Below are 13444 nucleotides of genomic sequence, written 5' to 3'. Positions count from 1 at the left end.
TTATGAAGTCCTTATTCGTTCTTTTATGCTTTAGTTTTCAGCTTGCTTTTGCTCAGCAGGCCGTGAAACACGAAGTCTATTTTGATACTGATGAGTATGATATTCCTGAAACAGAACATAGTCGTCTTCTCTTGTTTTTATCTCAAATTGAACGTTTAGATATTCGAAAAATCTCTATTTATGGCTTTTGTGATGATAGAGGAAGTGACTCTTATAACCTCATACTTTCTCAACAACGCGCAGATGAAATAAAATCTGTTTTCTCTAATAATGAATTTGATCAATCGTTAATCACTAATGTAGACGGAAAAGGAGAAATATTAGTAAATATTATTCGTGAAGATGATTTAAGTAAAATACGAGGTTTAAACCGAAAAGTTGAAATTATTGTACAACCCTACGATCCGCCTAGACCTAAAGAAGTAAAGCCTAAGAATCCTACAACCGAAGATTTATTAAAAGGAGAGTTAAAAGAAGGAGATAAAATTCAGTTAGAGAATATTTTATTTAGAACAGGATATAGCTATCTCACTAAAGACTCTAAACTTGTTTTAGATACTATTGCAAAAATTTTAGCAGACCGTAAAGATATTTACTTCACTATTGAGGGTCATGTCTGTTGCACTCATGGTACAAGAGATGCTATGGATCGTAGAACTAAAAAGAGAAACTTATCTGTAGCCAGAGCTAAATATGTTTATGACTATTTAGCAAAAAATGGGGTAAGTCGTTATCGTATGAAATTTGTAGGACACAAGCGAAAATTTCCGCTTGGAGATGCTCCAGAACTTGATAGACGTGTGGAGATTTTAGTGACTAAAATAGTTAAATCTTATGATTAAGATTTAACCATTGCTATATGAGGAATGTCATCTTCAAGGTACTCCTCACCTACTTCAAAAAATTCAAGATTATTATAAAATCGTTTTAAATATACCTGTGCAGAAATTTTAATTTTTGCTTCGTTATAATGTTCTTTAATACCCTCAATAGAGGCTTTCATTATATTAAAACCATATTTATGTTGTCTTTGGTTTTGTGCGACTACTACTCTACCAATACTTGCTTTTTCAAAATAATCACCTGGTTTAAAAATACGTGTGTAAGCCACTAATTTTTCTTCTGAATACCCTAAAACATGAAGTGCTTTTTGATCTTTACCATCAATATCTTGGTACACACAATCTTGCTCAACAACAAACACCTCACTTCTTAATTGTAAGGTATCGTAAAGCTCTTGTGTTGTAAATTCTTTAAATGTTTTTACTTTAATTTTTAACATAACTTTTAATCTTGAACAATGATATCCTTAGCATCACTTTTTTTGTATTCTGGTTGAATATTTATATGGTTGATATCATAATTATGAAATATAAATTCTTCGATTTTATTAAGAATAGCATCAAATTGAGATAATGAAATATCCTCTTCAAAGTCAATATGAGCTTCAAAATGAATTTCTTCCTCATTCAATTGCCAAACATGAACATGGTGTACGTTTTTAATAGATTCAAATGCATTTATTTTTTTTACTATTTCATCTACAGGTATTGTATCTGGTGTAAACAGCATTAATACTTTTGTAGATGTTTTTAATAAATCATAGCCCATCCAAATTAAATATAGCGCTATAGCAAAAGTTAACACACTGTCTATCCACCATATTTCATAAAACTTCATTAATAAGCCACCTATTAAAACAGCCACACTTGCCATCATATCTGTGAGTAAATGCAAATAAGCACTCTTCATATTCATATTATCTGCTGCATTTGCCTTAAGTAATAAAACACTAAAACCATTCCCTAAAATAGCAATAAAAGATAAACAAATAACAAGATTAGATTCTATTTGTTGTGGGTCTTGAAAACGTTCTACAGCTTCAAAAATAAGAAGTACTGCAACAATAATTAAAGTAGAAGCATTTATAAAAGCGGCTAAAATTTCTGCACGTTTATACCCAAACGTTCGTTTTAAAGATGCTTTTCGTTTTACTAATTTAGTAGCTATATAACTTATAATTAAGGATACAACATCACTAAAATTATGAAGCGCATCGCTTAACAAAGCTAAACTACCAGATAAAATACCTCCTATAACTTGAGCAACAGTAATAACAATGTTTAAAAATATAGATATAAGAAGACTACGACCGTTAAAATCGTGATGGTGATCAGAGTGCTTATGCGAGTGTGAGTGATCCATTTAGCATGATAATGGAATTTTATCTACGCGGTTTTGGTGACGACCTCCTTCAAACTTAGTCTCTAAAAATGTATCTACCATTTTTAGAGCTTGTGGAATAGATGTAAAACGTGCTGGAATACAAATAATATTAGCATTATTATGTAAACGTGTTAACTCAGTAATTTCAGAAGTCCAACATACTCCAGCTCTTACTTTTTGGTATTTATTAGCAGTCATTGCTACTCCATTAGCACTACCACAAATTAAAATACCAAAATCTACATTACCATCATTAACATCTTTTGCTACAGGATGCACAAAATCTGGATAATCTACACTATCTAAAGTATCTGTTCCGTAATTAGTCACTGTGTGTCCTTTAGCTTCTAAATGTTTTACTACTGCAGTTTTATAATCTGGGCCTGCGTGATCGTTACCTATCGATATTGTCATAATGAATGGTCTTTATTTATTAAGCTTCAAAGTTAATAATTGCTTATAAGTAAGCATAACTTATAACTGCATACTTATTCATAAGTTTTAAGTTTGAAAACTAAATAGTTTGTTAGCTTTTATAATTACTGTTCATAAGTGTAGCTAAAAATGATGAGTACTTGTTAATAACTGTTTACAAGTCTTTAAAACTAAAATTAGGTTTATCCATTAAATTTTCCAAACCAAAACTCAGGTGAGATAACCTAATAAGTTAGCTATTTTCTTTTAGTGAGTTGTTAGACCTAACAAGTATAGAAGTGAACAGTTTTTTAGTAAAAACATATGAGTCATTTATATTAACAACGGTTATGAACAGTTGTTAATAGCTTTTAAAATAGTACTTAATATGAAGTAGTTATCTTTAAAACTAATGTTAACTACGTATTAAGTAAATGTGATAAGTCATTTATCATAGTAAAAGTCTAAAAAGTTATAGTAACTATTAACACACTATAATAAGCATCATTTTATTTTTAAAATTTTAAAAGAAAACTGATGATATGTATATATCTGTTAATAAGTGTGTTTTATTTTATTTTAACATTGAAATTTTGATAGTAGTTGTCTTATAATATATTATTGCTGTATAAATCTTCAAATAAAATATAATGAGAAAATTAATATACTTATTAATTTTAATTCCATTTTTAGCTTTAAGCCAAGTTCAAATAGGTCAAGATATCGATGGATCTATAGGTGATGAATTTGGTTGGTCGGTAAGATTATCCTCAAGTAGTAAATACATTGCTATTGGCTCAATTGGTAGTAGTTCAGGTTATGTTAGTGTATATGAGAATATATCAGGAGTTTGGACACAAGTAGGTCAGAATATAGAAGGAGAGGCTGCAGGAGACTGGTCTGGTTGGTCAGTAAGTATATCTTCAGATGGAAGTATTGTAGCTATAGGTGGGATTTTTAACGATGGTGTAAATGGTGTAAATTCGGGTCATGTAAGGATATATGAGAATATATTAGGGGTTTGGACACAGATAGGTCAGGATATAGATGGGGAAGCTGCTGATGATAGATCAGGTTGGTCAGTAAGTTTATCCTCAGATGGTAATACTGTAGCTGTTGGAGGTATTAGAAATGATGGTGTAAATGGAGAAAACTCAGGTCATGTAAGGATATATGAGAATACGTCAGGAGTTTGGACACAGCTAGGTCAGGATATAGATGGAGAAGCTTCATTTGATTGGTTTGGTTACTCATTAGATTTATCCTCAGATGCAAGTATTGTAGCTATAGGAACTATTTTTAATGCTGGTGTAAATGGGTCAACTTCAGGTCATGTAAGGATATACGAAAATATATCAGGAGTTTGGACGCAGACAGGTCAAGATATTGATGGTGATGCTGTAAACGATTTTTTTGGACGTTCATTAAGTATATCCTCAGATGGGAGTATCGTTGCTATAGGTGCACAGCAAAATGATGGAAACGGATCTGATTCAGGCCATGTAAAGGTATATGAGAATATATCAGGGGTTTGGACACAAATAGGTCAGGATATAGAAGGAGAAGCAGCTATCAACTTGTCAGGTTACGCTCTAAGTTTATCTTCAAATGGGAGTATCGTTGCTATAGGAGCCCCATTTAATGACGGAAATGGAATAGATTCAGGTCAAGTAAGGATTTATAGAAATGAATCTAGTGTTTGGACACAAATAGGTCAGGATATAGATGGGGAAGCTTCAGATGATAAATCAGGTACTTCAGTGAGTTTATCCTCTGACGGTAGCATTGTTGTTATAGGTGCTTCATCTAATAACGGAAATGGAATGTTTTCAGGCCATGTACGTGTTTATGATTTAAGTGCTGCATTATCAACAGAAGAACAGACAGAATTAAAATTTAATTTCTACCCAAACCCAGCAAAAACTCAATTTACAATTCAATTAGAAAATAGTATAGAATTAGAAAATGTAATTATTTACAATACTTTAGGTCAACAAGTTTTAACGACTAAAGAAATAGTAATAAATACAGCACATTTAGCACCAGGTATTTATACAGTAGAGCTGCAAACTACTAGTGGTAAAGGTTCTAAAAAGTTAATTATAGAATAAACAATACACCATTTATAAAACTAAAGTCCTGTAAATTTTACAGGACTTTTTCATTAATTTAACCCTAAGGAAATACCATTAAAAAATTTAAACGTAACTTTGTACCAAACTTAATCACCTCTCTTCGCTAAAGTTAAGTTTTAAACAACACTGTTATTCTGAACTTCTTTCAGAATCTATAAGATTCCACAGGTTTATCTAGAATAACAAATACAATAAATAGATTACAATTAATAAATGACAAAAAAGAAACACAGGAAACCTTCACATAATAAGATTTCTAACCTTACAAATACAATCTTAAGTATTTTAAAAAAAGACAGAAACCAAACTTTTAACTATAAACAAATTGCTACTAAACTAAATGTTAACGACTCGAGTAGCCGCAATCAGATTATAAAAACATTAGCAAAACTAAAAGTTGCAGGTGATATAGAAGAAGTAGATCGCGGTAAATTTAAAGTTATCGTAACTACAGAATATCATACAGGTATATTAGATTTAGGAGCAAAAGGAAATGGTTACATCATTTGCGATGATTTTGAAGATGATATATTCATAGCCTCTAATAATATAAATAAAGCTTTAAATGGAGACGAAGTAGAATTTCACGCCTATAAAAGACGACACAGAGGGAAACAAGAAGGTGAAATAACTAATATTATTAAGCGCGCCAAGACAGAATATGTTGGTACGATTCAAATTCACGATAAAAAGAACTTTGCTTTTGTTGTACCAGATAGTCCAAAAATGTATAAAGATATTTTTGTACCCATCAATAAAATTAACAAAGCAGAAGATGGTGATAAAGTTTTAGTGTCACTAGAAGATTGGCCAGATAGGGCAGATTCTCCAAACGGAAGCGTAATTAAAGTACTAGGAAAACCAGGAGAACACAGTACAGAGATTCATTCAATATTAGCTGAATACGGCTTACCATTAGAGTTTCCTCACGAGGTCGAAAAGTTTTCAAATAATTTAGATATTTCTATTACTAAAGAAGAAATCGCAAAGCGACGCGACATGCGTAAAGATCTAACCTTTACTATAGATCCTAAAGATGCAAAAGATTTTGATGATGCTTTGTCTTTTACAGCATTAGACAACGGTTTATACGAAATAGGAATTCATATTGCAGATGTATCGCATTATGTACAACCAGGAACGGTTTTAGATGATGAAGCTTACGAGCGCGCAACCTCTATTTATTTAGTAGATCGCGTCGTGCCAATGTTACCAGAGCGTTTATCTAACGGAGCATGTTCTTTACGTCCACACGAAGAGAAGTATACTTTTTCAGCAGTGTTTCAAATGAATGACAAATGCGAAATTAAAAATGAATGGTTTGGTAGAACTGTAACTTATTCTGATGCGCGTTTTGCTTATGAAGAAGCACAAGCTGTTATAGAGTCTAATACAAACGAAATTCCAGAAGAAGTTTCTCTAACAGGAAAAGCATATAAAACAGACCAAGCGATTGCAGATGCTATTCTAAAAATGGACGAACTTGCTAAGAAAATGCGATCGCAACGTATGCGAGAAGGTGCTATTTCTTTTGATAAAGTAGAAGTAAAATTTAAGTTAGACAAAGAAGCAAACCCTGTTGGTATTCACTTTAAAACAAGTAAAGATGCGAATAAGCTGATTGAAGAATTTATGTTGCTAGCCAACAGAAAAGTCTCTGAATTTGTTGGGAAACAAAACCCTAAGAAAACATTTGTTTATCGTGTACATGATGAGCCAAAACAAGATAAATTAGCACAATTACAAACTGTTGTTGCTCGTTTTGGTCACAAGCTTAATCTTAATGACAAAGGTAATGTTGCATCGTCATTAAATAAATTACTAAAAGATGTTGTTGGTAAAAAGGAGCAGAATTTAGTAGACACGTTAACAATTCGCACCATGTCTAAAGCAGAATATACGACTCATAATATTGGTCATTACGGTTTGGCTTTTGATTATTATAGTCACTTTACATCTCCTATTCGTCGTTATCCAGATGTGATGGCGCACCGTTTATTACAACAGTATTTAGATGGCGAAAAATCAGCTAACGATGCTATTTACGATGAGAAGTGTAAACACTCTAGTAATATGGAATATTTAGCGACAAAAGCTGAGCGCGATTCTATAAAGTATATGCAGATTCGCTATATGCAAGATCATGAAGAAGAAGAATTTTTAGGAGTGATCTCTGGTGTCACAGATTGGGGAATTTATATAGAAATTGTATCTAACAAATGCGAAGGTATGGTAAGTGTTAGAGATATGAAGGATGATCATTATCAATTCGATCAAGATCAGTATGCTATGGTTGGTAAAAAAACAGACACAACTTATCAGCTTGGTGAAGAGGTTATTGTAAAAGTGAAAAATGCAGATTTAGTAAAAAAGCATTTAGATTTTTATATGGTCGGAAAACCAGAAGCAGAGTAAGTTGTAGAGCATTGTTTGTTACATTAAATTTATTTCAACATCAAAAACATGTAACATTTTATTAAAATAAGATACTTATAATAAAAAAATAGTCATGATTTTAACGACAACAAACTCAATAGAGGGACATAAAATAATAGATTATTTAGGTATAGTTTCTGGTGTAAGTATGAATTACCAAAAAACAACTATGACATTTAGTATGAAAAAATGGTATGCTTCATTAGAGGTTCAGGTTAATACTGAAAAAGAAGCTGCGTTTCAACAATTAAAAGATAATGCAACTAAATTAGGTGCAAATGCTGTTGTTGGTATTAATCTAGATTTAGAAGTTGGTTCTACAGGAACGATAACAGTGTCTGTTACAGGTACAGCAGTAAAAGTTGCTGTTTAATTATGAAAACAGAGACCAAAGCAAAACTATATTATTTCGGTATCTTTTTTGTTGTATATGTAATAATGTGGGCAATTATCCATTATATATTTAGTGATTTAGATACTACTTATGTTAGTGGTATCTCTGTGTTTTTAGGTGTATTACTTTCACCACAAAAACAAATTATAAAAAAACAATCTGGAAATCAAACACAGTTAAAATGGTTATTCAGTAAAAAAGTAATAATTATTAAATAAAAATATAGTAATGAAGAAAATCATATTTATTATAGCATTATCTATTGGGTTTTTAGGTAATGCACAAGAAGCTATAGAGAAGAAAATAGGAGAGTTCTCAACAGTTAAAGTTTACGACTTAATTAATCTTAAAATGATTAAGTCCAACGAAAATAAAGTGGCGATTTCTGGAAAAAACAGAAGAGATGTTGAGGTTATAAATAAAAACGGAAAGCTTAAAATAAGAATGAATTTAGAAGAAAGCTATGATGGTAACGACACCGTAGTAATTTTATATTATACAGCTGTTGATGTTATTGATGCTAATGAAGGTGCTCAGGTTACTGTAGAAGAAACAATAGAACAGTACGAGATAGATTTAAAGGTGCAAGAAGGGGCTGAAATCACAGCGACTATAAAATCTACTTATGCAAATTTCAGAGCCGTCACAGGCGGTGTTTTAAACGTTTCAGGAAGTTCAAAAAACCAAGATATTAGTATTTATACAGGCGGAGTGTTTAATGGAAAAGAATTTATAACAGAACAATCTGAAGTAAATATTAATGCTGCTGGTGAAGCTTATATTCACGCGACGGAGTTTGCAGAAATTAGAATTAAAGCAGGAGGAGATGTGTTTATTTATGGGAATCCTAAAAAAGTAGATGAAAGTACAATTCTTGGCGGGAGAATAAAACGTATGTAAATTCCATTGAGTTTGTTATTTTTGTGTAAACCACAAGATTTACATGATCGATGATATTTTAACAGCCATTCCCTTCGGAATTATTTTAGCCTTCACTATTGGTCCTGTGTTTTTTGTACTTATAGAAACCAGTGTAACTAAAGGTTTTACTAGTGCTATTATTTTCGATTTAGGAGTCATCTTAGCTGATATTGTATTTATTTTAGTCATCTTTAAAAGCACAGACACGCTTTTAGAAAAAATAAAAGACGACCCTAAATTGTTGGTCTTTGGTGGTGTTCTACTCGTTATTTATGGGCTTATTAGCTTTATTAAAACTTCAAAATCATTTCGTTCTATTGTTAGAGAACACCACAGAATAGAGCTTCCTAAAAAAAATTATGGAATGCTTTTTATTAAAGGGTTTTTACTCAATTTTATCAATATAGGTGTACTTTTAGGATGGTTAGGTTTTATAGTCATAGGAACGTCAATTACCACAACAAAAAACGGTGTAATTGTTTTTATTTCAACAATGATTATTTCATACTTTTTAACAGACCTTATAAAGATAGCAGCTGCAAAACGTTTAAAAAACAAACTTACACCGCGACGTCTTTTTAAAACTAAGAAAATTGTATCTTTAATAATCTTAGGTTTTGGTTTTATTCTGCTTAGTCAAGGCCTTTTCCCAGATCTTTATGAGAAAAGCAAAGAGCAGATTGAACGTGTAAATCCAATAGACTAATTTGTAAAAAGTTATAGTATGAAAAATTATTTAGCCGTTGTCATTACTATATTAACAGGCTTTTTATGTCAATCTCAAACTAAATCTAGTCAATCCGAACATTATGTTTTATCCGAGTTTTCTCAAGGATCAATTCTTATGAAAGACGGAACAAAGCAAGTGGGTGTTTTAAATTTCAATGCACTTTCTAAAAATTTTGCTATTAAAAAGGACGACGTAATATTGGCGCTTTCTACCGCAGTGGTTAATAAATTAGACACCGTTTACGTTGCAAACAGAAAGTTCTTTAGAAGGGATAATACGTTTTACGAATTTTTATTAAAGTCAGATATAGAGCTTTATGTTGAATATACTTGTGATTTATCAACAGCAACAGAAGGAAGAAATGGTTACGGTAGTTCTTCACAAACGACATCAACCGTATCTGTGTCGTCTATCCAGAACGAAGGCAATCTTTACGATTTAGAACTTCCGGAAATTTACAAAGTGAGTTTAACTATTGAATATTGGATAAAAAAAGATGGCCAACTCACAAAAGTAAAAACCTTAAATCAGTTAAAAAAAGTATATAAGAATCGTAAGAAAGAGATAAAGATCTATAAGAAAGAGCACAAAGTAGATTTTAAGGTTCCCTTTACGGTGCTTATGCTTGTTAAATATCTTGAAGGTTTATAGATAAGAATTTTAAAATAAAAAAACCTTCAAGAAATTGAAGGTTTTTTTGAGGTGTCTAGCGGATTCGAACCGCTGTACAAGGTTTTGCAGACCTTTGCCTAGCCACTCGGCCAAGACACCGTAAATGCCTTTGAAAAAAGGCTTCTTGATTATTTAATAATCAAGAAGGCAAATATATAAATAATTAGGTTTTTAGCCTACTTACTTATGCTTTTTCGTTTTTCAGTAAGTTTTATAGTTACCATTTCTACATCTCCACCGATTGGAGGGTTTATTTTGCTAACAGAAACGGTTGTTTTGGTTACCATTTTATCCTCTTTAAAAATACGATCTATAATGCGTTGTGCAACTGTTTCAAGAAGTTTACATGGTTTAGCCATTTCCGCGTTAACTACGTTATTTAAAAAAACGTAATCTACTGTATCTTTTAATTCATCTGATTTAGCTGAATGTTTGAGGTTTGCTTTCACTTCTATATCAACACGATAGCCACTACCTATTAGTGTTTCTTCTTTTAAACAGCCGTGATTCGCAAATACGCGTATGTTTTCAACTTTTATTATTCCCATAAAACAAAAATACTAGTCTAAATTGTCACTTCGAATAAATTTCCTTAAGAAATTTATATTGAGAAGTTAATTTGTGAAAAAATCAAAGACATTCTCTAAAGCACTCGTTTTAGCCTTAAAGAATTCTGTATAGGTGCATTTTTTACAAGATACAGAGGTGAATTTTTTATTTTGAATATTAAAGAGCTTAGTAAAAGTGCCACCTGTAGCTTGTATTTGGTCTATTTCATAAGTCGTGTTATCGCATTTTGGACATTTGTACTTCATCTTCGATTGTTTTTGTGGTTCACACTATAGGTGTATAATAGTGCATAAATGTTACAATTTATGTAATTTTACGCTTTATATTTTAGAGATGTCAGAAGAAAAAAAACCACTCAATTTTATTGAGCATATTATAGAAGAAGACCTAGTAAATGGCTTAACAAAAGATAAGCTTCGCTTTCGTTTTCCACCAGAACCAAATGGCTATTTGCATATCGGTCACACCAAAGCCATCGGTATAAGTTTTGGTTTGGGAGAGACTTATAATGCTCCGGTTAATTTAAGATTCGACGATACTAACCCTGCAAAAGAAGAACAAGAATATGTCGATGCTATAAAGCGCGATATTGCTTGGCTTGGTTATCAGTGGGAAAATGAATTGTATTCATCAGATTATTTTCAAAAATTGTACGATTGGGCTTTACAGATGATTAAAAACAGTAATGCTTATGTAGATAGTCAGTCGTCAGAAGCTATGGCAGTACAAAAAGGAACACCAACACAGGTGGGTACAAATAGCCCTTATAGAATTCGTAGTATAGAAGAAAATTTAGACTTATTCCAACGTATGAAGGCTGGAGAATTTCCTGCAGGCACACACGTACTTCGTGCTAAAATAGATATGGAAGATCCAAATATGTTAATGCGAGATCCGATGATGTATCGCATAATGTATGCACATCATCACAGAACAGGTGACGATTGGTGCATTTACCCAATGTATGATTGGACCCATGGCGAAAGTGATTATTTAGAACAGATTTCCCATTCGCTTTGCTCACTAGAATTTAAACCACACAGAAAACTTTACGATTGGTTTAAAGAACATGTTTATGATTACAGCAAGGACCAATTACCTTTAGCACCAAAACAACGTGAATTTGCACGTTTAAACCTCAGCTATACCATTATGAGTAAGCGTAAATTATTGCGCTTGGTTGAAGGAGGAGTAGTAACGGGTTGGGATGATCCTCGTATGCCAACAATTTCTGGTTTGCGTCGTCGTGGCTATACACCAAACTCAATTCGAAAATTTATAGAAAAAGTTGGTGTTGCAAAACGTGAAAACATCATAGATGTATCACTTCTTGAATTTTGTATACGCGAAGATTTAAATAAAACAGCAAACCGTGTTATGGCGGTTTTAGATCCGATAAAGGTTGTTATTACGAACTACCCTGAAGATAAAGAAGAATGGCTAGAAGCAGAGAACAATCAAGAAGATGCATCAGCAGGTTTTAGAAAAGTGCCATTTTCACGAGAAATTTATATTGAAAAAGCAGACTTTAAAGAAGAGCCAAGCGCTAAGTTTTTTAGATTACAACCAGGTGGAGAAGTCCGACTTAAGAACGCTTACATTATAAAGGCTAATAGTGTTGTAAAAAACGAGAAAGGTGAAGTCATCGAAGTGCATTGTACTTACGATGAAGATACCTCTAAAAAAGTAAAAGGCACATTACATTGGGTCTCTATAAAACACGCTATAACTGCCGAAATTAGAGAATACGATCGTTTATTTATGCACGAATCTCCAGATAGTGACAAGGATAAAGATTTTATGGAATTTATTAACCCTAATTCGTTAACTGTAAAAACAGGTTATTTAGAACCAAGTTTAGCCCAAGCAAAAATAGGCGAGCAGTTTCAATTTCAACGTTTAGGTTATTTTAATGTAGACACAGATTCAAAATCTAAAACTTTAGTGTTTAACAAAACCGTTGGTTTAAGAGATAGTTGGGATAAGCAAAAGCCAAAACCTAAAAATAATCAAAATCAAAACAAGCCTAAGCCACAACAGGAGCGACCTGCAATAAGTCTGATTCAGCAATTTGGTAAAAAATATACCAACCTACCTGAAGAAAAACAATCAAAGGTTAAAGCAGAAATTCAAGAACTAGCAAAGAATGTTTCTTATGATGAATTAGAACCTTTATTTGGCACCGCAGTAAAAAAAGTAGGCACACGCATAGCAACTTTAATTACATTGAAAGTATTACTTAAAAATGGACTAGAACATAATGATGCTATCTCTGAATTTATTAATAAAGCACTCGAAGATAAAAACGAGCTCTTAGTTGCTGAAGCTACAACAATTTAGAACTAAATAGGACCGTAAGAAAAACCTCTTAAGTATTGACTTAGAGGTTTTTTTGTACATTTAAATTAAACTAACTATAAAATCAATTACAATGGAATTTAATTTTTTAGCAATTTTTGTTGCCGCAATTGTACCTTTAGTTCTCGGTTTTTTGTGGTACAATCCTATCTTATTTGGCAATGTTTGGATGCGAGAATCTGGCATGACTGAAGAAAAGATGAAAAGTGGTAACATGGCCGTTATTTTTGGCGTTTCTCTTTTACTTTCACTTTTATTGGCCTTCTTTACTCAGGTTTTAACCATTCACCAAATGGGTGCGTTGGGAATGATTGGTGGTGATCCGGCTGTAGATGGCATTTTACCGTCTTATCAAGCTTTTATGGATGATTATAGCACTAACTTTAGAACATTTAAGCATGGTGCGTTACACGGTTTAATGGCTGGTATATTTTTAGTATTACCAATAATTGGAACTAATGGTATGTTTGAGCGTCACTCGTGGAAACATATTTTAATTAATGTAGGCTATTGGACGCTTGCTTTAACTATTATGGGAGCCATAGTCTGTGGTTGGATTTAATATAAGATTAATAAAAAGCCTCGAAA

Annotated in this window: 15 protein-coding genes and 1 tRNA gene; 10 read left to right on the top strand and 6 right to left on the bottom strand. The window is 32.2% G+C overall.

Features of this window, described 5'->3' with window-relative positions:
- Positions 1 to 2: 2 nt before the first annotated feature.
- The gene (locus tag B2U95_RS09290; protein WP_296315415.1) at positions 3 to 842 is read left to right on the top strand and encodes an OmpA family protein; all 840 of its coding nucleotides are present in this window, start codon (positions 3 to 5) and stop codon (positions 840 to 842) included.
- On the opposite strand, the gene B2U95_RS09285 is transcribed toward B2U95_RS09290, so the two are convergent.
- From B2U95_RS09285 to rpiB, 3 genes are read right to left on the bottom strand one after another with little or no spacing between them, the layout of a single operon-like run.
- On the bottom strand, positions 839 to 1282 hold the full coding sequence (locus B2U95_RS09285) for a GNAT family N-acetyltransferase (protein WP_296315412.1): 444 nt from the start codon (positions 1280 to 1282) through the stop codon (positions 839 to 841). The two genes, B2U95_RS09290 and B2U95_RS09285, sit on opposite strands and share 4 nt — an antisense overlap.
- Positions 1283 to 1287: 5 nt before the next feature.
- Complete coding sequence (locus B2U95_RS09280; protein WP_296315409.1) at positions 1288 to 2205, bottom strand: cation diffusion facilitator family transporter; 918 nt, start codon at positions 2203 to 2205, stop codon at positions 1288 to 1290.
- A complete protein-coding gene (gene rpiB, locus B2U95_RS09275; protein ID WP_296315403.1) occupies positions 2206 to 2640 on the bottom strand; it encodes a ribose 5-phosphate isomerase B in 435 nt (144 codons plus the stop codon).
- A gap of 650 nt (positions 2641 to 3290) precedes the next feature.
- On the opposite strand from rpiB, the gene B2U95_RS09270 reads away from it, so the two are divergent.
- From B2U95_RS09270 to B2U95_RS09240, 7 genes are all read left to right on the top strand, one after another.
- On the top strand, positions 3291 to 4751 hold the full coding sequence (locus B2U95_RS09270) for a T9SS type A sorting domain-containing protein (protein ID WP_296315400.1): 1461 nt from the start codon (positions 3291 to 3293) through the stop codon (positions 4749 to 4751).
- A 237-nt stretch (positions 4752 to 4988) separates the two neighbouring features.
- The gene (gene rnr, locus B2U95_RS09265) at positions 4989 to 7190 is read left to right on the top strand and encodes a ribonuclease R (protein ID WP_296315397.1); all 2202 of its coding nucleotides are present in this window, start codon (positions 4989 to 4991) and stop codon (positions 7188 to 7190) included.
- Positions 7191 to 7284: 94 nt separating this feature from the next.
- The gene (locus B2U95_RS09260; protein WP_296315394.1) at positions 7285 to 7584 is read left to right on the top strand and encodes a heavy metal-binding domain-containing protein; all 300 of its coding nucleotides are present in this window, start codon (positions 7285 to 7287) and stop codon (positions 7582 to 7584) included.
- Positions 7585 to 7586: 2 nt separating this feature from the next.
- Positions 7587 to 7823, top strand: a complete 237-nt coding sequence (locus tag B2U95_RS09255) for a hypothetical protein (protein WP_296315387.1) — start codon at positions 7587 to 7589, stop codon at positions 7821 to 7823.
- A 10-nt stretch (positions 7824 to 7833) separates the two neighbouring features.
- Positions 7834 to 8505, top strand: coding sequence for a head GIN domain-containing protein (locus B2U95_RS09250; RefSeq protein WP_296315385.1), 672 nt, complete (start codon positions 7834 to 7836; stop codon positions 8503 to 8505).
- A 43-nt stretch (positions 8506 to 8548) separates the two neighbouring features.
- Positions 8549 to 9232, top strand: coding sequence for a LysE family translocator (locus B2U95_RS09245; protein ID WP_296315383.1), 684 nt, complete (start codon positions 8549 to 8551; stop codon positions 9230 to 9232).
- An 18-nt stretch (positions 9233 to 9250) separates the two neighbouring features.
- Entirely contained in the window at positions 9251 to 9907 is a 657-nt protein-coding gene (locus B2U95_RS09240; RefSeq protein ID WP_296315381.1) for a hypothetical protein, read from the top strand.
- A gap of 49 nt (positions 9908 to 9956) precedes the next feature.
- Here the strand turns inward: B2U95_RS09240 and B2U95_RS09235 are convergent.
- From B2U95_RS09235 to B2U95_RS09225, 3 genes are all read right to left on the bottom strand, one after another.
- A tRNA-Cys gene (locus B2U95_RS09235) sits at positions 9957 to 10027 on the bottom strand.
- A 77-nt stretch (positions 10028 to 10104) separates the two neighbouring features.
- Positions 10105 to 10476, bottom strand: coding sequence for a dihydroneopterin aldolase (folB, locus tag B2U95_RS09230; RefSeq protein WP_296315378.1), 372 nt, complete (start codon positions 10474 to 10476; stop codon positions 10105 to 10107).
- A gap of 66 nt (positions 10477 to 10542) precedes the next feature.
- On the bottom strand, positions 10543 to 10743 hold the full coding sequence (locus tag B2U95_RS09225) for a zinc ribbon domain-containing protein (protein WP_296315375.1): 201 nt from the start codon (positions 10741 to 10743) through the stop codon (positions 10543 to 10545).
- Between the two features lie 88 nt (positions 10744 to 10831).
- Between B2U95_RS09225 and B2U95_RS09220 the strand changes: the two genes are divergently transcribed.
- On the top strand, positions 10832 to 12838 hold the full coding sequence (locus tag B2U95_RS09220) for a glutamine--tRNA ligase/YqeY domain fusion protein (RefSeq protein WP_296315373.1): 2007 nt from the start codon (positions 10832 to 10834) through the stop codon (positions 12836 to 12838).
- A gap of 91 nt (positions 12839 to 12929) precedes the next feature.
- On the top strand, positions 12930 to 13418 hold the full coding sequence (locus B2U95_RS09215; RefSeq protein WP_296315371.1) for a DUF1761 domain-containing protein: 489 nt from the start codon (positions 12930 to 12932) through the stop codon (positions 13416 to 13418).
- Positions 13419 to 13444 lie beyond the last annotated feature (26 nt).

It is taken from the genome of Winogradskyella sp. UBA3174 (assembly GCF_002364335.1).
Lineage (GTDB): Bacteria > Bacteroidota > Bacteroidia > Flavobacteriales > Flavobacteriaceae > Winogradskyella.
The sequence above is the reverse complement of the archived record's forward strand: the minus strand, read 5'-3'. Positions and strand labels throughout refer to the sequence as shown.

Coding starts and splice junctions, on each gene's coding strand:
- B2U95_RS09255 (WP_296315387.1), top strand. CDS start 7,587: ATGAAAACAGAGACCAAAGCAAAACTATATTATTTCGGTATCTTTTTT.
- B2U95_RS09270 (WP_296315400.1), top strand. CDS start 3,291: ATGAGAAAATTAATATACTTATTAATTTTAATTCCATTTTTAGCTTTA.
- B2U95_RS09285 (WP_296315412.1), bottom strand. CDS start 1,282: ATGTTAAAAATTAAAGTAAAAACATTTAAAGAATTTACAACACAAGAG.
- B2U95_RS09225 (WP_296315375.1), bottom strand. CDS start 10,743: ATGAAGTACAAATGTCCAAAATGCGATAACACGACTTATGAAATAGAC.
- B2U95_RS09245 (WP_296315383.1), top strand. CDS start 8,549: ATGATCGATGATATTTTAACAGCCATTCCCTTCGGAATTATTTTAGCC.
- rpiB (WP_296315403.1), bottom strand. CDS start 2,640: ATGACAATATCGATAGGTAACGATCACGCAGGCCCAGATTATAAAACT.
- B2U95_RS09250 (WP_296315385.1), top strand. CDS start 7,834: ATGAAGAAAATCATATTTATTATAGCATTATCTATTGGGTTTTTAGGT.
- B2U95_RS09280 (WP_296315409.1), bottom strand. CDS start 2,205: ATGGATCACTCACACTCGCATAAGCACTCTGATCACCATCACGATTTT.
- B2U95_RS09215 (WP_296315371.1), top strand. CDS start 12,930: ATGGAATTTAATTTTTTAGCAATTTTTGTTGCCGCAATTGTACCTTTA.
- rnr (WP_296315397.1), top strand. CDS start 4,989: ATGACAAAAAAGAAACACAGGAAACCTTCACATAATAAGATTTCTAAC.
- B2U95_RS09260 (WP_296315394.1), top strand. CDS start 7,285: ATGATTTTAACGACAACAAACTCAATAGAGGGACATAAAATAATAGAT.
- B2U95_RS09220 (WP_296315373.1), top strand. CDS start 10,832: ATGTCAGAAGAAAAAAAACCACTCAATTTTATTGAGCATATTATAGAA.
- folB (WP_296315378.1), bottom strand. CDS start 10,476: ATGGGAATAATAAAAGTTGAAAACATACGCGTATTTGCGAATCACGGC.
- B2U95_RS09240 (WP_296315381.1), top strand. CDS start 9,251: ATGAAAAATTATTTAGCCGTTGTCATTACTATATTAACAGGCTTTTTA.
- B2U95_RS09290 (WP_296315415.1), top strand. CDS start 3: ATGAAGTCCTTATTCGTTCTTTTATGCTTTAGTTTTCAGCTTGCTTTT.